The 20,646-nt window shown below is 40.3% G+C and carries 23 protein-coding genes and 2 tRNA genes; 13 read left to right on the top strand and 12 right to left on the bottom strand.

Features of this window, described 5'->3' with window-relative positions; translation table 11 throughout:
• Together PASHI_RS02650 and PASHI_RS02645 are read left to right on the top strand one after the other, a co-directional pair.
• On the top strand, positions 1–531 hold the full coding sequence (locus PASHI_RS02650; RefSeq protein WP_062564486.1) for a DUF924 family protein: 531 nt from the start codon (positions 1–3) through the stop codon (positions 529–531).
• 113 nt (positions 532–644) lie between these two features.
• On the top strand, positions 645–1,091 hold the full coding sequence (locus tag PASHI_RS02645; RefSeq protein ID WP_054561606.1) for a DUF4826 family protein: 447 nt from the start codon (positions 645–647) through the stop codon (positions 1,089–1,091).
• A gap of 54 nt (positions 1,092–1,145) precedes the next feature.
• On the opposite strand, the gene PASHI_RS02640 is transcribed toward PASHI_RS02645, so the two are convergent.
• The 12 genes from PASHI_RS02640 to PASHI_RS02585 all read right to left on the bottom strand — a co-directional run bounded on the left by PASHI_RS02640 (position 1,146) and on the right by PASHI_RS02585 (position 9,127).
• Positions 1,146–1,604, bottom strand: coding sequence for a GNAT family N-acetyltransferase (locus PASHI_RS02640; RefSeq protein WP_054561605.1), 459 nt, complete (start codon positions 1,602–1,604; stop codon positions 1,146–1,148).
• A 12-nt stretch (positions 1,605–1,616) separates the two neighbouring features.
• Positions 1,617–2,762: a cupin domain-containing protein gene (locus tag PASHI_RS02635; RefSeq protein WP_062564485.1), complete on the bottom strand. Its 1,146-nt coding sequence runs from the start codon at positions 2,760–2,762 to the stop codon at positions 1,617–1,619.
• A 73-nt stretch (positions 2,763–2,835) separates the two neighbouring features.
• Complete coding sequence (gene purB, locus PASHI_RS02630; RefSeq protein ID WP_062564484.1) at positions 2,836–4,206, bottom strand: adenylosuccinate lyase; 1,371 nt, start codon at positions 4,204–4,206, stop codon at positions 2,836–2,838.
• 33 nt (positions 4,207–4,239) lie between these two features.
• Complete coding sequence (gene hflD / locus PASHI_RS02625; protein WP_054561602.1) at positions 4,240–4,842, bottom strand: high frequency lysogenization protein HflD; 603 nt, start codon at positions 4,840–4,842, stop codon at positions 4,240–4,242.
• Positions 4,842–5,942 carry a tRNA 2-thiouridine(34) synthase MnmA gene (gene mnmA / locus PASHI_RS02620; protein WP_058585134.1) on the bottom strand — a complete coding sequence of 367 codons (1,101 nt, stop codon included), beginning with the start codon at positions 5,940–5,942 and terminating at the stop codon, positions 4,842–4,844. Before mnmA ends, hflD begins: the two co-directional genes overlap by 1 nt.
• Before the next feature lie 87 nt (positions 5,943–6,029).
• Positions 6,030–6,464: an NUDIX hydrolase gene (locus PASHI_RS02615; protein ID WP_062564483.1), complete on the bottom strand. Its 435-nt coding sequence runs from the start codon at positions 6,462–6,464 to the stop codon at positions 6,030–6,032.
• Positions 6,457–7,104: an rRNA large subunit pseudouridine synthase E gene (locus PASHI_RS02610; RefSeq protein ID WP_062564482.1), complete on the bottom strand. Its 648-nt coding sequence runs from the start codon at positions 7,102–7,104 to the stop codon at positions 6,457–6,459. Before PASHI_RS02610 ends, PASHI_RS02615 begins: the two co-directional genes overlap by 8 nt.
• Positions 7,104–7,433: a TusE/DsrC/DsvC family sulfur relay protein gene (locus PASHI_RS02605; RefSeq protein ID WP_054561599.1), complete on the bottom strand. Its 330-nt coding sequence runs from the start codon at positions 7,431–7,433 to the stop codon at positions 7,104–7,106. Before PASHI_RS02605 ends, PASHI_RS02610 begins: the two co-directional genes overlap by 1 nt.
• Before the next feature lie 3 nt (positions 7,434–7,436).
• The gene (locus PASHI_RS02600; RefSeq protein ID WP_244269368.1) at positions 7,437–7,652 is read right to left on the bottom strand and encodes a DsrH/TusB family sulfur relay protein; all 216 of its coding nucleotides are present in this window, start codon (positions 7,650–7,652) and stop codon (positions 7,437–7,439) included.
• Positions 7,653–7,699: 47 nt separating this feature from the next.
• A complete protein-coding gene (tusC, locus tag PASHI_RS02595; protein WP_058585115.1) occupies positions 7,700–8,056 on the bottom strand; it encodes a sulfurtransferase complex subunit TusC in 357 nt (118 codons plus the stop codon).
• Positions 8,053–8,406, bottom strand: coding sequence for a sulfurtransferase complex subunit TusD (gene tusD, locus PASHI_RS02590; RefSeq protein ID WP_054551401.1), 354 nt, complete (start codon positions 8,404–8,406; stop codon positions 8,053–8,055). The genes tusC and tusD overlap by 4 nt, the downstream gene beginning before the upstream one ends.
• Positions 8,407–8,461: 55 nt before the next feature.
• Complete coding sequence (locus PASHI_RS02585) at positions 8,462–9,127, bottom strand: Bax inhibitor-1/YccA family protein (protein ID WP_062564480.1); 666 nt, start codon at positions 9,125–9,127, stop codon at positions 8,462–8,464.
• Between the two features lie 259 nt (positions 9,128–9,386).
• Here PASHI_RS02585 and PASHI_RS02580 point away from each other — a divergent pair.
• The 11 genes from PASHI_RS02580 (at position 9,387) to PASHI_RS02535 (ending at position 20,636) form a co-directional block, all read left to right on the top strand.
• Positions 9,387–9,477: transfer RNA gene (locus tag PASHI_RS02580), tRNA-Ser, on the top strand.
• A 41-nt stretch (positions 9,478–9,518) separates the two neighbouring features.
• Positions 9,519–9,609: transfer RNA gene (locus tag PASHI_RS02575), tRNA-Ser, on the top strand.
• Between the two features lie 152 nt (positions 9,610–9,761).
• A complete protein-coding gene (locus PASHI_RS02570) occupies positions 9,762–10,157 on the top strand; it encodes a hypothetical protein (RefSeq protein ID WP_054561595.1) in 396 nt (131 codons plus the stop codon).
• A 125-nt stretch (positions 10,158–10,282) separates the two neighbouring features.
• Positions 10,283–10,744 (top strand): GAF domain-containing protein, encoded by a 462-nt coding sequence (locus PASHI_RS02565; protein ID WP_054561594.1) that lies wholly within the window; start codon positions 10,283–10,285, stop codon positions 10,742–10,744.
• Positions 10,741–11,019 carry a hypothetical protein gene (locus tag PASHI_RS02560; protein ID WP_054561593.1) on the top strand — a complete coding sequence of 93 codons (279 nt, stop codon included), beginning with the start codon at positions 10,741–10,743 and terminating at the stop codon, positions 11,017–11,019. The genes PASHI_RS02565 and PASHI_RS02560 overlap by 4 nt, the downstream gene beginning before the upstream one ends.
• Before the next feature lie 14 nt (positions 11,020–11,033).
• On the top strand, positions 11,034–11,684 hold the full coding sequence (proQ, locus tag PASHI_RS02555) for an RNA chaperone ProQ (protein WP_055022158.1): 651 nt from the start codon (positions 11,034–11,036) through the stop codon (positions 11,682–11,684).
• Positions 11,685–11,711: 27 nt separating this feature from the next.
• Positions 11,712–13,736 carry a carboxy terminal-processing peptidase gene (gene prc, locus PASHI_RS02550; RefSeq protein WP_062564479.1) on the top strand — a complete coding sequence of 675 codons (2,025 nt, stop codon included), beginning with the start codon at positions 11,712–11,714 and terminating at the stop codon, positions 13,734–13,736.
• A 178-nt stretch (positions 13,737–13,914) separates the two neighbouring features.
• Positions 13,915–15,396 carry a Na+/H+ antiporter NhaC gene (gene nhaC / locus PASHI_RS02545; RefSeq protein ID WP_054561590.1) on the top strand — a complete coding sequence of 494 codons (1,482 nt, stop codon included), beginning with the start codon at positions 13,915–13,917 and terminating at the stop codon, positions 15,394–15,396.
• 41 nt (positions 15,397–15,437) lie between these two features.
• On the top strand, positions 15,438–18,032 hold the full coding sequence (gene pepN / locus PASHI_RS02540; protein ID WP_062564478.1) for an aminopeptidase N: 2,595 nt from the start codon (positions 15,438–15,440) through the stop codon (positions 18,030–18,032).
• On the top strand, positions 18,032–18,253 hold the full coding sequence (locus PASHI_RS21760) for a DUF2835 domain-containing protein (protein ID WP_082401568.1): 222 nt from the start codon (positions 18,032–18,034) through the stop codon (positions 18,251–18,253). The genes pepN and PASHI_RS21760 overlap by 1 nt, the downstream gene beginning before the upstream one ends.
• 298 nt (positions 18,254–18,551) lie before the next feature.
• Positions 18,552–20,636 (top strand): DUF1302 domain-containing protein, encoded by a 2,085-nt coding sequence (locus PASHI_RS02535; RefSeq protein ID WP_062564477.1) that lies wholly within the window; start codon positions 18,552–18,554, stop codon positions 20,634–20,636.
• Positions 20,637–20,646: the final 10 nt, after the last annotated feature.

The raw sequence follows: 20,646 nt of genomic DNA, 5'->3' as shown, positions 1-20,646 counted from the left end.
ATGAATAAGCAAAGGATTATCGATTTTTGGTTTGAGGAATTAGGCCCAGAAGCTTGGTATCAGCAATCAGATGAAGTTGATGCCTTGATTACGCGTCAGTTTTCAGAATGCCTTTTGCAGGTTATCGCTGGCGAACATGCTGACTGGCGAGTTGATGCTCAAGGCTCTTTAGCTGAAATTATCGTGTTAGATCAGTTTTCACGCAATATTTATCGTAATACGGTGAAAGCGTTTAGCCAAGACCCACAAGCACTATGCTTAGCGCAAAGAGCAATTGAACTTGGCTTTGATAAAAAATTACCTGGCTCTCAAGCTGCGTTTATTTATATGCCGTTTATGCACAGTGAATCGAAAGTCATTCATCAGCAAGCTGAGCAATTGTTTAAAGGCATGAGTAATTATGAATTTGAACTAAAACACAAAGTGATTATTGATAGGTTCGGTCGTTACCCACATCGCAATAAAATTTTAGGTCGAGAATCAACAGCTGAAGAGCTGCAATTCTTAACAGAGCCTAACTCTTCTTTCTGAGTTGACTGAATAGTACGCAAGTAAATTAAAATGCTCTTTGATTGCCCGTAAACACTTGCACAGCGCCATTTTAAACCTTAAAGTGTCAGAAATGTTGTAAAAGAGTAACCACCATGGAACAAAAACAAGCAAGACCATTAACACCAGAAGAACAAGCCGAAGCGCAAAAACAAAGTGTTATTTGGCAAAGAGAATGTTTCCAAAATGCACAAAAGCATTTAGCTGAAAAAGGCGTTATTCCGCAAACTGTTGTAGAAAAAGAAAGCCGTTTTATTGCCCCATTAGTAGCGATTTGGAAATTTAAAGCACAAAACGGTAAGAGCTATTGGGTGATCACCGGTCGTTTACCTACAGATCACGCTGAAGCAAGTGCAGCAAATAATGCACGTGAAGTGTTACGATATTTCTCAATGCAGTGGCAAATGAAGGCTGATCAGCTAATGCAATCAGGTGCGGTAGATAAAACCAAAGTTGATTTTGCTAACCTGTTAATCAACCGTGCTCATGGTTTATATGAGCTATTTGAAAAAGAAGAAATGTGGCAAAACGAGCCTGCATAACTTCTAATAAAAAAGCTGAATAATGTTATTCAGCTTTTTTATTTAACATATACCTTAATGCACCAAAGTGAATGGCCGCGTATCAAATTGCTTAATAGGGCAGAGCATTCGCTGCCTTGGAATACCAGCCTCCATAAATACTAAGCCATCAGCCGAAAAGCCATTTCGTTTAAATCTATCTACTTCGTTCAATATGCAATTAATGCTGACGCAATCACAACCTTGCTTTTCAGCCATGCCTACTAAGTAATTCAATAATGATTTGTAAACCGAACGGTTACGATGTTCAGGTAAAACAGCAATTCGCCCAATGAGACCATCATTACATAAACGCCCAGTAGCAACTGGGCATTTACACTCGTCGGTCACGAGTACGTGATGTGCTGTTTTATCTAAATGATCAAACTCAATGTCTTTAGGAATATGTAGTTCGCATACAAATACTCGCTCTCTGATCTGTTGTAAGAGTTCCTTGTCGATACTCCATTCAACTTCATCTATTTGATAGCTCATAAACACACGCTCCTAACAAAACCAAATACCCTCATTTAAAAGTGTAGTAAAGGTTTTCAAGAAAATGTGATTATTTTTTGAACTATTTATGTCAGCAGAGGTCAAGCAGGTTTGATCTGTGAGCTTTGTTATTAATTCAAGGTCAGTTAAATCATGCATATAATTAACACCATTAATACTTAAAAGTATTTTATCGTCAATTACTTGATAAATGGCACGGGTACCACCTAAACGCTCAAAAACAACGTCCTCATCATTAAGTAAGTCATTTACGTCATCTAGTGTATATGGCTCCTCTAAAGGCGCTAAATCCATGTCATGTTTTGGCTGACTCATACTGTTACCAAGCCAAGTCTTGAATACTGCGTCATCATTAATCGCAGCAATCATAAGTTGCTTTACTTTTTCTGCTTCAGTTTGGTTAAGTTCACCTTTAGATGAACGCAACTTAAGCTCTGCATCACCATATCGTTGATTACCAAGCTCAGTATCGATGAGGTGATCGGCAAATTGTGATAATAAATCGCGTTGATTTGGGGCTCTAAAACCTACAGAGTAATTAAGTGCATTTTCAACTGCGTAACCTTCATGTGGGCAACCTGGTGGAATATAGAGAATATCTCCCGGCTCTAACACACAGTCGATCACTGCAGGAAATTGCTCAACTTGTAACAGGCTCTTATTTTGTGCAAATTGCTTTAAGTTCGCATCAGGTAAACCAACTCGCCAGTGGCGCTTTCCTTCACCTTGAATAATAAACACGTCGTATTGATCTAAATGCGGACCCACGCCACCTCCCGGGGTAGAGTAGCTGATCATTAAATCATCGATACGCCAGTTTGGAATAAAGCGAAATGGCTCCAGTAGTTGTGCTGCATCGCTATGCCAATGGTCAACTGCTTGCACCAGTAATGTTGAGTGCTTTTCAGTTAGCAAGTTAAAGTCTTCAAAAGGACCATGGTATGCTTGCCAATCATCTGAGTGATTGGTCACAATACGTGATTCAATGCTTTCTTCCATGGCAAGACCGGCCAATTCTTCGGGTTCAATCGGATCTGAAAAATCCTTGAAGCCTTGCTTTATAAGTAATGGTTTTTTCTGCCAATACTCAGCTAAAAATTGCTCTTGGGTTAATGAATTGATGGTTAATTGATACATAACATGACCTAAGCGAATTGATATAAAAAAAGCGAAAGGAAGGCCTTTCGCTTTTTTAAGTCTTAATTTGAATTTAAGCTAAGTTGTCGATGAACTCAACAGCGCGGCCAATGTAATTAGCCGGAGTTAATTTTTTCATTTCTACTTTTGCTTCTTCAGGTAACTCAAGACCATCGATGAAATCAGCCATGATTTCTTGGTTTACGCGCTTACCACGAGTAAGGTCTTTAAGTTTTTCATATGGCTTTTCGATACCATATTTACGCATAACCGTTTGAATTGGCTCTGCTAGTAATTCCCAGTTTTGGTCTAGTTCTGCTAATAAACGCTCTTCGTTTACTTCAAGCTTGCTAACACCTTTTAATGTCGCTTGGTAAGCGATAAGTGTGTAGCCCATACCAACACCTAGGTTACGTAACACTGTTGAGTCAGTTAAGTCACGTTGCCAGCGAGAAACAGGTAGTTTTTGCGCAAGGTGAGTAAAGATAGCGTTAGCAATACCTAAGTTACCTTCAGAGTTTTCAAAATCAATCGGGTTTACTTTGTGAGGCATAGTTGATGAACCAATCTCACCTGCGATTGTTTTTTGTTTGAAGTGGTTAAGTGCAATGTAGCCCCAAACGTCACGGTCAAAATCAAGTAATACAGTGTTGAAACGTGCAACTGCATCGAATAACTCAGCAATGTAATCGTGTGGCTCGATTTGTGTTGTGAACGGGTTGAATGTTAAACCTAGGCTCGTTACGAACTGCTCAGCGTGGCTGTGCCAATCGTAATCTGGGTATGCACTTAGGTGAGCGTTGTAGTTACCTACAGCACCGTTGATTTTACCTAACATTTCTACGTTAGCAATTTGGTCACGTTGACGCTTTATGCGCATGTAGACGTTTGCAAACTCTTTACCCATTGTAGAAGGAGTAGCTGGTTGACCGTGGGTACGTGTCATCATCGCAACTGACTTGTACTCAACTGCTTTTTCTTTTAATGCATTTAGAAGTTGGTCACAGTATGGAAGTAATACTTTGTCACGTGCTTCGGTAAGCATTAAACCGTGAGACAAGTTATTGATGTCTTCTGAAGTACATGCAAAGTGAATGAATTCGTTAACTGCGTTAAGCTCTGCGTTATCAGCTACTTTTTCTTTAAGTAGGTATTCAACTGCTTTTACGTCATGGTTAGTTGTGCGCTCGATCTCTTTAACGCGTGCTGCATCAGCTTCGCTAAAGTTATCAACAATGGCATTAAGTAAAGCATTAGCCTCGTCGCTAAATGCCGGTACTTCTTTGATTGCGCTAGCTGCAGATAAAGCTTGTAACCAACGAACTTCAACAGTTACACGGTATTTGATTAAACCAAATTCGCTGAAAATACTGCGTAGTTCCGTGGTCTTGCTGCCATAGCGACCATCTACCGGAGAGATAGCGGTTAACGCTGAAAGCTCCATAATGACTCCTAAATTGTCTAGTTTGAACGATAATTAAATTGATTGTTTAGCAATGGCGAGGATTTTTCTTTTTGCAAAGAAAAAGTGACGGCGTTTACCGCCCATTTGTCGCCATAACACGGCACTACGAATTCCGGCCAATAATAGGGCACGAATTTTGTTTTGCGTGAGCTGCTGTTTTAATAACTCTGGCTTGCCATACACTTGAATACGATGCCCAAGGGGGCTTAGCACCGATGAGTAAATATCAGCAAGCGCTGCTACTACAGTATCATCTGTGATAGCAAAATGGTCGAGGCGACGTTTAACATCATCAATGCGACGACCTAATTCATTTAAGCTGTTTTGTTTTGAACTTAATGCACGTTCTAATTGCATTAAACCACCCACATATTTTACGATTTCGACGTCTTTGTCTGCGCCGGCAGAAAGCTGTGCAATCAAAATGCGATAGCCTTCACGTAAATTATGTTTACCCTGATAGACGTCTTCAGGGCTATTTGGTGATGTTTCGACAATACAGTTTAGTAATTTTTCTAATTCGTGATCACTGCCTTGGCCATATTGCGCAACTTTTTGTACTTGTTTAGCAACTTGACACATGGCAGCTAAAGCCATGACTTGGTGCTCTGTCATTATTTGATCACCGAATCAATAATACCACCACCTAAACATACTTCGTCAGCGTAGAATACAGCTGATTGGCCCGGTGTCACTGCTTTTTGTGGCTCATCAAATAATACGCGTGCCATACCATCTTCACCAACAAGTAAAGTACAGCTGATATCTTCTTGGCGATAACGAGTTTTAACAGTACAGCGTGTGGTCCCTTTAGGACCTTCGCGATCAACCCAGTGAAGCTGGTTTGCATTTAAACCATTGCTGTACAGGCGAGGGTGGTCTTTACCTTGACCAACCACTAATACGTTACGATCAACGTCTTTATCAACTACATACCAAGGTTCACCCGAACCTTCTTTCATGCCGCCAATTAATAGACCTTTACGTTGACCAAGTGTGTGGTACATCAAGCCTTCGTGCTCACCCACTTCATTGCCATCGGTATCTTCAATTTTACCTGGCTGTGCTGGTAAGAATTTTTGTAAGAAGTCTTTAAATTTACGCTCACCAATAAAACAAATACCGGTACTGTCTTTTTTATCGTGAGTGATTAAGTCTTGCTCTTCAGCGATGCGGCGTACTTCAGGCTTAGCAATATCGCCAACAGGGAAAAGTGTTTGTGCAATATGCTCATGGCTTAGAGTGTATAAGAAATAGCTTTGATCTTTGTTGTCATCAAGGCCACGACACATTACAAATTTATCACCGCGCTTTTCACGGCGAACATAGTGGCCAGTAGCAATGTAATCAGCACCCAGTGCTTGTGCTGCAAATTCTAAAAATGCTTTGAATTTGATTTCTTTATTACACATGATGTCTGGGTTTGGTGTACGACCTGCTTTGTACTCTGCTAAAAAGTATTCAAACACGTTGTCCCAGTATTCGGCTGCAAAATTTACAGTGTGAAGCTCAATACCTAGCTTATCGCACACAGCTTGTGCGTCTTGTAGGTCTTCAGCTGCAGCGCAATATTCATCATTATCGTCTTCTTCCCAGTTTTTCATGAACAGGCCTTCAACTTGATAGCCTTGTTGCTTTAATAAATACGCTGATACAGAAGAATCAACACCGCCGGACATACCCACGATGACTTTAATGTGACTATTTTCGCTCATAATATTCGCTGTCATTTTTTAACTGCTATGGAAAGGCCGATATTATAGCATGCTTTTAGACGCCCAAACCAGCCAAAATCACAGCGGTTATTGGTAAATCAAACTAAGAGGGTAGGCTTTACCAGCTAAATGATCTTCAATGCATTTTAAAACCAAAGGGCTTCTTAGCGGCAGGTTTTTAATTTGCTCAAGGCTAAACCAATCTGCGCTAATAATGTCATCATCTTGGGGAGATGGTTCAAATAGCTCTGGGCTATTAAAAGCAAAGCTAAAACGCATATAGTGAACGCCATTTGCGGCATGCAAATTATAAATGCCAACAAGGTGATTGGCATTAAGGCTAATGCCCGTTTCTTCAATAAGTTCGCGATGAGCTGCTTCTGCTAAGGTTTCATTGGCTTCTAAATGACCCGCAGGCTGGTTATAGCAAATATCACCTGTGTGTTTATCGCGCTCTTTAACAAGTAAAAATTTGTTTTGGCATGTGACGATGGCGGCTACTGTGACATTGGGTTTATGCATCAGGGTTGTTCACTACTTTAAACTGGCCATTCTCTAATCCATCAAGGGTATAGTTACCAATGCTGTAACGAATTAATCGCAAAGTAGGGAAGCCAACATGCGCTGTCATACGGCGAACTTGGCGATTACGCCCCTCAGTGATAGAGATTTCTAACCAACTGGTTGGAATGTTTTTACGCTCGCGAACGGGCGGAATACGAGGCCAAATTGACGGCTCGTCAATACGCCTAACTTTGGCAGGCTTGGTCATGCCATCTTTGAGCTCTACGCCTTTGTTAAGTGCAAAGATAGCCTCATCAGTAACATCACCTTCTACTTGCACCCAATAAGTTTTAGCTGTTTTTTTATTGGGGTCAGTGAGTGTGTGTTGTAATTTACCGCAGTTGGTAAGGAGCAACAGTCCTTCGCTATCTCTGTCTAGGCGTCCTGCTGCATACACGTCTTTAATAGTAATAAAGTCGGCAAGCGTTTTGCGGTTTTGATCATCGGTAAATTGGCAAAGCACATCAAATGGTTTGTTAAATAGCACCACTTTGCGCTGCTCAGGACTAATTGCTTTTTTAACTTGGCGTTTTTGAGTCGGCCTTGAATAAGTCCGACCGCTGCTGCGGCGTGGTTTGCTATTGGCTTTATTAACCATTAAATACACCTAGCCGGTTTAGGTAAACCTGCAATTTTAGTTGCTTGCTTTGCTGGGCCTTTAGGGAATAGCTTATACAAATACATGCTATTACCTTTTTCCTCACCTAGCTTTTGGGCCATTGCTTTGACCAGCATGCGTATTGCAGGGCTGGTGTTGTACTCTACGTAAAAATCACGCACAAAATGCACAACTTCCCAGTGCTGCTCACTTAAGGTAATGTTCTCTTGCTCAGCAATAATGGGTGCAAGCTCTTCACACCAATCGTTTGAATCAAGTAAATACCCTTGTTTGTCTGTTTCTATCTGTTTGTTATTAAATTCAAGCATGGTTTACCAAGTAATCGTGTTTTTTGCGTTTAAAGTCATGTCTACAAACTGCGCGTAGTTTATTGCGATATCGCCTTGATTAAATGAAATATCACGGGCTGCAGCATCTTCTTCAAGTAAATGAATTGCTGAAGAGAACTGCTTAAACTGCATGTTGCTATAACAAGCGTCACTAACAAGTAGTACTGTATCTTGCGAAGAAATTAAATTTGCCAACATATTATTGCAATAGTGAGCTAAGGGTTTTGAAAAAATATGCAAGGTACTCATAAGGTCACCACCTGATGCTGTTGGCTAATTAAGTCTCGCTGTTGCTCAAAGTTAGCTACTTTAACATCGATAATCAGACTATCTTCTGAAAGGTTAAAATCCATCAACGACTTTTCACATACATATATGTTTTCAACATCGTATAACTCAAGGGTTTTAATGGTTTTAAAATAGTTTTTTATGCCAAGTTGCTCTGGTTGTTGATTTTTTTTCAAAGCTAAAACAGCCTCACCACTTAGAAGCCAACTAATGTTTTGTTCAATAGCAGCAAAAATCAGTGTCGTGTCGAGTGATTCACGAATATGTTGATCATCAAATGGGCTATGTTGGCTTATTACTAAAATGTTTTTCATTTAAATTGCACCCATTTATCCGCTTCACTGACAAGCATCGCAAATTCTGCAAGTCCAGCGACGGTAAAAACGCCTGTGTTATCGATATCTAAGCCACGCTTTTCAGCAGCAGTGACACATAGCAATAGAGGGATCTCTTGCTCACTTAACGATTGCCACAAACGATTAATTGGAAGCTCGTCGCTGGCAAGTTCTAAATGGTTACTTGCGTGGTAAACACCAGCCTGATAAAGAAAGATAGCTGCAATTGAGTGACCAGAGTCAAGACAGGCCTGTGCAAATTTAATTAGCCGTTGAGTTGTGTCGTGATCGGTCGGCGCGGTATGAAGAGAAAGTACAAATTGTGCCAAAACGCATCCAATAAAAAAGCCCCTAGAAAGGGGCTATTTTAGCAGAACTATTTAATTAGTCATCACTTGCACCAAGTAGGTGAAGAAGAGACGTAAATAAATTATACACGTTCAGATATAAAGCAACTGTTGCGCGGATGTAATTAGTCTCGCCGCCATTAATGATACGGCTAGTGTCAAATAAGATTAAACCAGACATAATTAGCACAACTGCAGCATTAATAACCATAAAGGTAATTGAGCTGCCAATAAATAAGTTAACTAGGCTTGCAATAATAACCACGATTAAACCCACAGTTAAAAAGCCACCCATGAATGAGAAGTCTTTTTTAGTGGTAAGCGCATAAGCCGACAAACCAAAGAAGATTAACGCAGTAGAGCCTAACGCTTGCATAATAAGCATAGGACCATTTGGCATTGCAGCGTAGTAGTTAAGCATTGGACCAAGTCCTGCGCCCATTAAACCTGTGAAAACAAATACCCAAGCAACACCTGAAGCACTGTCTGCCTTTTTGTTAACAACAAAAAGCACACCGAATGCAATCAAACTAAATACTAACCCCATAAAATAAGGTAGATTCATTGCCATTGATATACCTGCTGTCACTGCGCTAAATGCCAGTGTCATCGCCAGTAAGAAATAGGTATTCTTTAAAACTTTATTGGTTTCAATAGTCGACATTACTGGTCTTGCAGTATTGTACGATTGATTAAACGCCATTGTTAGAGCTCCTTTAAATGAACTTATACGTTCGTTAGTTCCAATTATTAAACTGAACTAAGCCTATCAAGAGTTATATATTTGGGCAAACTATTGTGGATCAATAGACAAGATAAATAATAGAAAAGTTCAATGTTGCGCACAATCTAAACGCTGTTGTACTAATGCTGAGCAAATTAATTGTTTTTTAATCACTTAAACAGTTTTTTGAAAAAAAAGCTTCACAAGCACGGCCGCTTTATCTATTATGCACGCCGTCGGAGAGATGGCAGAGTGGTCGAATGCACCGGTCTTGAAAACCGGCAGGGGTTTGTAGCCCCTCTAGGGTTCAAATCCCTATCTCTCCACCATTATTTTTACTACTGGCGTAAGCGGGTAGGTTTTCGCATTCGGAGAGATGGCAGAGTGGTCGAATGCACCGGTCTTGAAAACCGGCAGGGGTTTGTAGCCCCTCTAGGGTTCAAATCCCTATCTCTCCACCATCATTGAAGCCGCTGAATTTATTCAGCGGCTTTTTTGTTTCTTGTGCTTTTCATTTGTTCTGCAAATTACGACTATTGTCGATATTTCGCATTTTAACTAGTTAGTCCATGCTTAACACTTCTCGTATTATCTTTGTGACATTAGGGAATTTATGAAACATCGTTTAGCAAAGAGTGTAGGACTTTCTTTATTATCGCCTGTGATCATCGGTTGTATCTTAGGCCTTTATTATGCGTTTACACTTGAAGGAAATGGTTTAAACATTTTCTTTAACTTATTCGTTAGCGCAATCGCCAATGCCCACATTGTAGGTCTAACTATGGCAGCGTTTGTGGTGCCGGGTTATTTACTTATGTATAAGTATGCAAAGGTTAATTATTCAGGTGTTCTGACACTTGGCTTACTAGGTGGCGCTATATTCAGCTACTTACTTAGCGCTACAACAGGTATGGCTTTTATAGTCAATGCTGTGATGTCTGCTCTGGCAGCTGGACTGTTTTTATTTGGTTTAAGACAGGGCCTTACAACACAATCTTCTCATCAATAGCAGAATATTTAATCAAGCTGACTGAAATTGAGGGCAAAATGTTTTTTTTTGCCCTCAAAAGGTTTCATTTGTCGTCTACAAAGAGTACCTTTAGCTACTGTATGTTTAATAAGAAGTAGTTTGGTATGCAAAAGCAAGATTTTTACCAGTCATTAGTTAAACAAACTGAGTCGCTAATCACTGGTGAATCAAATGTTATTGCCAACATGGCAAATATTAGTGCGCTGTTATTTACCTCTTTAGAGGATATCAATTGGGCGGGCTTTTATTTAATGGATTCACCTGAAGAATTAGTGCTAGGGCCGTTTCAAGGTAATCCTGCATGTATCCGTATTCCAGTAGGTAAAGGGGTATGTGGAACTGCCGCGCAAACACAACAAACACAACTCATTGAAGACGTGCATGCATTTGCTGGTCATATTGCCTGTGATGCTGCATCTAACTCTGAAGTAGTTGTGCCGATTTTCAAAGACGGTAAAGTATTTGCTGTACTTGATATCGACAGCCCAAGCATTGCGCGATTCGATGCTGATGATCAAGCTGGTTTAGAAGCATTGGTAAAATGCTTTGAGGCAAATCTAAAATGAAAGATCTGCTAAATGTGCAAGATTACCTCTTTGCAATCCAAGATGTTGGTGATTGGGAAGGGGAAGAAGAAGTTGTTGCCGAAAGGCTCAACGACTTGATTCATATGGCATGGGAACGTCTACCGGATGACCTTGACTGTGAATCAATTGATGAAATTATAAATGGTATTTGGGAACACCTTCGTGGTGATTTAGCGCTTATTGAAGCGGACTTCGAAGAGTTGACCGACTGGGTAACACACTATGTCGATTCATCACTTGATGAAAAGATGTAATAAAAGGTTCTAACATGGAAACCACAAACAAGCTAAAAGATATTAATGAAGTACTGGATTTCTTATACCAAGAATTTCCAAAATGTTTTAAACAAAAAGACGGTATTCAGCCGCTTAAAGTTGGTATTTTTAAAGATATCGCTGAGCGTATTGAAGGTTCTGAGAAAGTAAGTAAAACTCAGGTTCGTCAAGCACTAAGAAAGTACACCTCAAACTGGCGCTATTTAGAAGCTGTGACTAAGTCTGAGTTCCGTATCGATCTTGATGGTAATCAAGACGAAAAAGTAGAACAAGAGCACATTGAGCACGCACAAAAAGCGTTAGAAGAAAGCCGCGCTAAAATGGCGAAGCGTAAGAAGCCACAACGTCCACGCAAAGACGGTGACACAAAATCTTACAAAAAGAATAGTGGCCACCACGCTAAATCTGGCGAAAAAGGCGCTAAAGTAAATAATAAGCCTGCTAAAGCTGCTCCTGCAAAACGTTCAGGAAAAGTTGAACCTTTACCTGCCTCAGAGGTCAAGGTTAATAGCAAAGTTAAAGTTAAACTTGGCCAAGCACTTGTAAACGCGGTTATTACTGAAGTGAATAAAGATGAAGTTCACGTTGAGTTAGTAACAGGGATGCAAGTTAAGACCAAAGCAGACAGCCTGTATATCATTTAATAGCTGTAAAAAATAAAGGAGTTGTGTATGAGTAAAAAGTTTACGCTCATTCCGTTAGTCGCTGCCCTGTTTTCAGGTTCATTATTGGCATCTTCAGACAATCTGACTGAAAAAGACCTGCCAGTACTCAAGCAAGAAAGCCAACATAGTACGGCAAGCAAACGGGTGACAAACTTATTTACTCGTGCACACTACAAACCAATTAAATTTAACGATGAATTATCTGAGAAGGTTTTTGATCGTTACATTGAATCTCTCGACTACAATAAAAATGTGTTTTTAGCCTCTGACATTGCCTCGTTTGAGCAATATAAAGACCAGTTTGATAATGCATTGTCGACAGGTAAATTGGGATTTGCCTTTGATATTTTTAACTTAAGTTTAAAACGTCGTTTTGAACGCTATGACTATTCATTATCGTTACTTGAAAACGAAATGAAGTTCGATAAAGAAGATGAGTATCTGTTTGACCGCGAAGACGCAAATTGGGCAACAAGCCAAGCAGAGCTTGATGAACTTTGGCGTCAGCGCGTAAAATACGATGCTTTACGATTAAAAATGACTGGTAAAGATTGGCAAGGCATTAAAGAAGTCTTGACTAAACGTTACCACAACGCGCAAAAGCGTTTAGTACAAACGAACAGTGAAGATGCTTTTCAAATCGTGATGAATTCATTCGCACGAAGCATTGAAGCGCATACCTCTTATTTATCACCTCGTCGCGCTGAGCAATTCAAGATGGACATGGATCTTGAATTAGAAGGTATTGGTGCGGTACTCAGTTATGACGAAGATTACACGGTAATCCGTAGCTTAGTACCTGGCGGCCCGGCTGATAAGTCTGAACAAATTAAAGCAGATGACCGTATCATTGGTGTTGCCCAAGAAGGTGAAGACTTTGTTGATGTGATTGGCTGGCGTTTAGATGACGTAGTTGATTTAATCAAAGGCCCTAAAGGCACAAAAGTTCGCCTGCAATACTTAAAAGGTGCAGATGCTCACGGGACACCAAAAGTGGTTGAAATCACGCGTGATAAAATTCGCTTAGAAGACCGCGCTGCAAAATCTGAAGTATTTGAAGCAAAATATTCAGACTTAACCAGCAAAATTGGTGTGATTGAAATCCCTGGTTTCTATAATAATTTATCGCAAGACGTTAAAGTTGAAATTGCAAAATTAAAAGAAGCCAAAGTAGACGGTATCATCATCGATTTACGTCAAAACGGCGGCGGTTCACTTTACGAAGCGACGCAGCTTTCTGGCTTATTTATCGATCAAGGTCCTGTAGTACAAATTCATACGCTAAATAATCGTATTGAAGAGCAAAAAGACCGTGACGGCGTCACTTTTTATGATGGCCCATTGACTGTGTTAGTTGATCGCTACAGTGCATCTGCCTCAGAGATTTTTGCAGCAGCGATGCAAGATTACGGCCGTGCTATTGTGATTGGTGAGCAAACCTTTGGTAAGGGTACTGTACAGCAGCACAAACCACTTGGCCGTGCTTATGACTTATACGACCATCCATTAGGTAGCGTGCAGTATACCATTGCAAAATTCTACCGAATTAATGGCGGAAGCACACAGCACAAAGGCGTGATTCCAGATGTGTCATTCCCATCGGCAATTGAGCCATCAGAGTGGGGCGAGAGTCAACAAGACAACGCGCTACCTTGGGATAGCATCATACGTGCTAAGTACAACTCTGTTGATAACCTAAAACCAGCGATTGCTTACGTTAATAAGCTTCATGATGCGCGTATTGCAGATGAGCCTGAATTTGGTTATGTGTTTGCTGACATTGAGCGCTATCAAGAAGAGAAAGACCGTAAGACTATCTCATTGGTTGAAGCGACCCGTCTAAAAGAGAAAGACGAAGGTGAAGAACGCGCGTTAGAACGTGCTAATGAACGACTTGTTCGCCTTGGTGAAAAGCCAGTAGAGAAGCTTGACGATTTACCTGATAGCCTTGACGAGCTAGACCCTTTCTTAGAAGAAGCGGCATTAATCACCCAAGATTATATAAAATATGGTCGTATCGCTAAGAAATAATTAGCAATTAATTAGCAATATCGATTAATAAAAAGGCGCTTAAGCGCCTTTTTTGCTACCTAAAACAGGTTAGATTGGTATAATCACAAAATCTGGCTGCATAAGGCCACTGAAGTTTTGCGTCAAAGCTTACAATAATAATTAAACACGCCACATAAGACGTGTAGGAGACTATCTTTTGAATTCAATTGAAGAGAAGCCAATTAAACAGGCCAGTTTTTTAGATGCCTTAATCCCAATTACAGTGCTCGTGTGCCTACTAGGCGCTGCTGTTTATTTATTCGGTGATAACTCATCATCGGGTCCTAACCAAATCGCTTTATTATTCGCTACCTTTACCGCGGCATTAATTGGCTTAAAAAATGGTTACACCTGGAAGAAACTAGAACAAGCCATGATTGAGGGGATCACCTTATCCCTTGGAGCAATCATTATACTGTTAATGGTGGGTGCCTTAATCGGTACTTGGCTGTTATCAGGAACTGTACCCACTCTAATTTACTATGGCTTACAAATTATCAATCCAAGCTGGTTCTATGCCGCTAGCTGTTTGATTTGTGGCATTGTGGCTATGAGTATTGGTAGCTCTTGGACTACAGCTGCGACTATCGGTGTGGCGTTATTAGGTGTTGCAACTGGTCTTGGGTTAGAGCAAGTCGTCACGGCAGGTGCGGTCATTTCTGGTGCCTACTTTGGTGATAAATTAAGCCCGCTTTCTGAAACAACGAACTTAGCACCAGCAGTGGCTGGGGCTGATTTATTTGAGCATATCCATCACATGCTTTGGACTACAGTGCCAAGCTTCATTATTGCGTTAATCATTTTTATCTTTATGGGCTTTAATGCCGGTGGTTCAGCTGAAGCTGGACGTATTGATGAAATCGTTAATTTATTAGAGCAAAACTTTAATATTGGTTTTGAAATGCTAGTACCACTGGTGGTGTTATTGTTTTTAGCAATTCGTAAAATGCCAGCTTTCCCTGCTATTTCGATTGGTGCGGTGCTAGGTGCGATTTGGGCTATGTTATTTCAATCAGATTTAATAAATAGCCAAATTGATGCATCACAAGGCCAAGCAATTGGTTACTTCAAATTAGTTTGGACAACATTCTTCGATGGTTTCAGCATTGACACTGGCGATGAAAAAATGGATTCACTATTAAGCGGTGGTGGTATGGCTGGCATGCTAACAACCACTTGGCTGATTATGACGGCCTTGATGTTTGGCGCTATCATGGAAAAAACCGGCTTACTTGATATGTTCGTTAAGAGCATCTTAAAGATTGCTAAAAGCACAGGTTCTCTTATCACTGCAACGATTGCAACGTGTATTGGTACCAATGCGGTTGCAGCTGACCAATATATCGCGATTGTTGTTCCTGGTCGTATGTTTAAAGACGAATATGAAAAACGCGGTTTAAAGCCTGTAAATTTATCTCGCACATTAGAAGATGGTGGCACAATTACTAGCCCACTTATTCCTTGGAATACCTGTGGTGCCTATATGCAAAGTGTTTTACTAATCAATCCATTTGACTATGCAATGTACGCGTTCTTTAATTTAATTAATCCATTCTTAGCGGTTGTTTATGCCTATTTTGGTATTAAAATTTTACGTATTACCCCAAAACATCTTAAACAAGAAGCTAACGCCGAATAAACTATTTAGGCCCTGCTAAGCAGGGCCATTTGGAGTCAGTAATGTCTGCTACGAGTAAACCTCAAGCTCAATATTTAAAAGATTACCAAGCCCCACAATTCTCAATCCAACACATCGATTTACGCTTCGAATTAGCCCCTTTAAAAACATCAGTGCAGTCAACAATGACAATCAATCGTACCGATGAAAGCAATGCAGATCTTGCGCTAGATGGTGTTGATTTAACGCTAATTTCATTGATGGTTGATGACAAAGCGTATGATGATTACACGCTTGAAGATGAAAAGCTGATCATTCATAACTTACCTGAAAGCTTTATTCTGAAAATTGAAAACCATATTGACCCGCAAACGAATACCTCGTTAGAAGGTTTGTACTTGTCGGGTGGTGCTTATTGTACGCAATGTGAGGCAGAAGGTTTTAGAAAGATTACTTATTACCTTGACCGCCCAGACGTGCTTGCTAGCTTTGATGTAACCATTATTGCCGACAAAAAGTACACTCACTTGCTGTCTAATGGTAACCAAATTGAATCAGGTAACTTAGATGACGGTCGTCATTTTGTAAAATGGCAAGACCCATTTAAAAAGCCTAGCTACTTATTTGCATTAGTCGCCGGTGATTTTGACGTATTACGTGACCATTACACGACGCAGTCTGGACGAAAAGTTGAATTAGCCTTGTTTGTTGATAAAGGTAATTTATCAAAAACGCCTCATGCCATGACTTCTTTAAAGAAATCAATGCAATGGGATGAAGAGCGCTTTAACCTTGAATACGATTTAGATATTTACATGATTGTTGCCGTTGATTTCTTCAACATGGGCGCAATGGAAAATAAAGGCCTGAATATCTTTAACTCTAAATGTGTTCTTGCTAATCAAGAAACAGCTACAGACAAAGATTACCATACGATTGAATCAATTGTAGGTCACGAGTACTTCCATAACTGGACCGGCAACCGTGTGACTTGCCGTGACTGGTTCCAGTTGTCTTTAAAAGAAGGCTTAACGGTTTTCCGTGACCAAGAGTTTAGTAGCGACTTAGGCTCACGTGCGCTTAATCGTATTGATGCGGTTAAAGTAATGCGTACTCACCAATTTAGTGAAGATGCAGGCCCTATGGCTCACCCAATTCGCCCTGAAAAAGTCATTGAAATGAATAACTTTTATACAGTGACTGTGTATGACAAAGGGGCTGAAGTTATTCGCATGATGCACACCTTACTTGGAGAAGAAAAGTTCCAACAAGGTATGGCATTGTATTTCGAGCGCCATGACGGACAAGCAGTTACTTGTGATGATTTTGTCGCTGCCATGAGTGATGCGTCTTGCATTGATTTAACGCAATTTAAGCGCTGGTATAGTCAAGCGGGTACACCTAAGCTCAATGTAGAGCAAGCGTATGATGAACAAAACCAAACTTTCACATTAAGCATTGAGCAGTTTGCACCTGATAATCAGCCTAACAATGCCTTACTGCATATTCCTTTTGCTATTGAACTTTTAGATAGTGAAGGGCAGTCGCTACCACTTGTGATTGATAATCAGCCACAAGATTCGGTATTGAATGTCACAGAAAAAACACAGCAATTTGTTTTCGAGGGCATTAAACAGCGCCCAGTCGCAGTGCTACTAGAAGATTTCTCTGCGCCATGCATCGTTAATCAAAATACATCTGCAGCGGATCTGTTACATATTATGCGTTTTGCTCGCAGTGACTTTTCACGTTGGGATGCTCAGCAGCGCTTATTTACTAATGAAATGAAAGCGGCGATTGCCAGTGGTGAAGCTTGCTTATCGGATGATATATTGTCGGCATTAAAGCTACTAGTTGATAATCGTGAAGGTGACCTTGCGCTGATTGCGGAGCTGTTAAAACTGCCTAGCTACGATACTCTTGCAGCAGAATATGCCGTCATCCCTGTTGATGACATTATTGCTGTTCAAAATGCATTTGAATCGCAAATTGCCAACTTCCTAACAGAATCATTGGTTAATTGTTATAACGCGCTTGAAGATGATGGTTCAACATCTGCTACAGCCGTTGCAGTGCGTGCTCTTAAGCAACTTTGTTTACACTATTTAGCGAAAACAAATCACAGCGACGTTAATGGCCTTATCGAAGAGTCTGCCCACAGTAATAATATGACTAATGCACTTGCTGCATTAAGTGCTGTTGTAAAAGCAAATCACTCACTATGTGATACGCTTTTAACAGAGTTTGATGCCAAATGGCGTCATGATGTGCTCGTTATGGATAAATGGTTTGCACTGCAAGCGATGAAAGATTCAGCATCGAGTATCAGCGATATTAAAGCGCTCTATGATCACCCAAGTTTTGACTTTGGTAATCCTAACCGTGTGCGAGCTTTGGTTGGTAGCTTTAGCCACTTTAATATCACTCAATTCCATCGAGCCGATGGTGAAGGGTATCAGCTATTAGGTGACTTATTAGTGAAGCTTAACGATATTAATCCGCAAAATGCATCACGCATGCTAACGCCATTTATGTCATGGAAACGCTATGATGAAAATCGTTCTGCGGCAATGAAAGCACAACTTCAACGTTTAGCTGATTTAGACGGCCTTAGTGATGATCTGTTTGAAAAAGTAGAGAAAGCACTCGAAAGTTAATGACAGAGTACTATTTTGCCTTGTATCTGAGTTACTCAGAGTGTCTTGATTACTATCATGGTAAATATAAATCTGTGCAAGTTACAGAGGATGGTGGCAAGACAGTTCGCTTTGACGCTCACCATTTGCGTCCTTTTATTTCTTCACTAGGAATAAGAGGGCGCTTTAGGTTGACATTAACGGCTGAAAATCAGTTTTTAAAACTCGAGAAAATTAGTTAAAAAAGCAGCAATAGCTGCTTTTTTTGTAATATTTGTCGTCCAAAATGCTAAATTTCACTGTCCCCAATTCGCTAAATTTATTATATTTTTGTTAATTCGATTTGTTCTATTGTTAATTTACGTGTATAAAATATCTGGTATGACGTCTTACCAATACGTAAACGTCACATTTTTAAATAAATATTAACCGATTGAACGCGTTCTATATTGTAATTTTACTGTTTCGCTTCTATCGTTAGAAAGATACTAAAAACAACAATTTGATCACAAAACAACCCGTTACAGGGGGATGAACACAATGATAAAACGATCGCTTTTTGTTAAAAACAAAATAGCTTTGGGACTCGCGGCGGCTACACTCGGACTCTCAAGCACATCTTTGCATGCGGCAAACTTTGAGTTAGGTGACTTCGATATACGTTTTGACTCTAACTTCTCTTATGGCCAAAGCATTCGTGTTGAAGACCGAGATTTTCAACATATAGGTAAGAGTAATAATCCTTCATTTGACTGGACGGGTTATCATTCTGCTTTAAATCCAATTTATTCTTCTGCTGATGTATGGAACCAACCAGGTGCATACTCAAATAATGGTGATGCAGGTAACCTCAATTTTGATAGTGGTGATTCATTCTCAAAATTATTAAAAGGTAACCATGAGTTATCAATCAGCAAAGATAATTTTGGTTTCTTCACTCGCTTTATGTACTTTTACGACTTTGCCTTGATGGATGGTGATTACGCTTATAGCAACCCAACATCAGGTAACAAAGTAGACCCATGTGACGATGACGACACAAAAGAACAAGTGTGTGCTGATTTACGTTTACTAGACGCTTATGTATGGGCAAACTTTGATTTAAATGAAGGCCGTAACCCGCTATCTATTCGTTTAGGCCAACAAGTTGTGAACTGGGGTGAGAGTACCTTGATTTCTCATGGTATTAACGTTAACCCAGTTGATATCGATCGTTTAAAAGCGCCAGGTGCAGAGTTAAAAGAAGCTTTCATACCTGTTGGTATGCTTTGGGCATCACTAGGCATCACAGATAATTTAACGCTAGAAGGTTTCTACCAATATCAATGGCATGAAACACGTCTTCCAGCGGCTGGTACATACTTCTCGACGAACGATTTCGCGTCAGAAAATGGTTATCAGCAAAATATTCAATTGGGCTTCACGTCTAACCCGGATATTGATTTAGCATTCTTAACTGAAAGCTTAAATAATTTAGATGACATTGTTCGCTCGCAAGGTGTTGATCCTACATCAGCACAAGGCCAAGCAATGATGGCGCAAATGTACTTAGCTTACCCAACCAAAGTGGCGTTAAAAGGCAAAGGTGGTGCAGGTAAAAACGAGCCAGACGATGGTGGCCAGTATGGTTTACGTTTAGGTATGTACTTACCTGAATTAAACGACACTGAAGTGGCGTTATACCACATTAACTATCATAGCCGTCGTCCGGTAATTTCTGGTCAGGTATCAAACTTCACTGATGCGGCAATCGCTGCTGATATCGGTATGTTATTAACAACAGATATCACAGAAGATAATGTAACTAATCTTCAAGCATTCACTAAAGGCCAGTTAGAATACCCTGAAGATATTAAACTGTACGGTCTTAGCTTCAACACATCTGTAGGCGAAACGGCACTTGCTGGTGAATTTGCATTCCGCCAAGATGAGCCTCTGCAAATTGATGACGTAGAGCTGTTATATGCGGGTATGCCTGAGCAATTAGCAGTTGCAGGTATTCGTCCTGACTTTGCTGGTATTTCACAAATGAGCCCAGGCGATGCTACAAGCGTTGTAGGCCCTGGTGAAGTAGCACAAGGATTTATCCTACGTAACACTGCACAATTACAATTTACAGCAACACACTTATTTGGCCCTTCACTTGGAGCTGATAGCTGGGCGGTAGTTGGTGAAATTGGTGGTGTACGCATTAACGATATGCCAGATTACGATGAGCTTCGTTTAAATGTTGCTGGTACTGGTCGAAGCGGTATTATGCAAGGCCCATTAAGTGATGATTATTCAACACTGCACTTAGGTCTTTCTAATGGTCCTGAAACGAACCCGTTCCCAACGGCTTCTGCGTGGGGTTATCGTTTAATTGCGAAAGGTGATTATTATAACTTCTTCAGTGGTGTTAACTTCTCACCACGTTTTGTGTTCTCGCACGATGTGAATGGTATTACACCTGATCCAATGTTCTTATTTGTTGAAGACCGTAAATCGCTCGGTGTTACCATGAACTTCAACTATCAAAATGCGTGGTCGTTCGACTTTAGCTACAACTCATTCTGGGGTGGTGGCGCAACGAATACTTTCTCTGACCGCGATTATGTATCTTTCAATATTAAATATTCAATCTAAGGGTAAATTA

The sequence above is a fragment of the Pseudoalteromonas shioyasakiensis genome, assembly GCF_001550135.1.
GTDB classification, from domain to species: Bacteria; Pseudomonadota; Gammaproteobacteria; order Enterobacterales; family Alteromonadaceae; genus Pseudoalteromonas; species Pseudoalteromonas shioyasakiensis.
The sequence above is the reverse complement of the archived record's forward strand: the minus strand, read 5'-3'. Positions and strand labels throughout refer to the sequence as shown.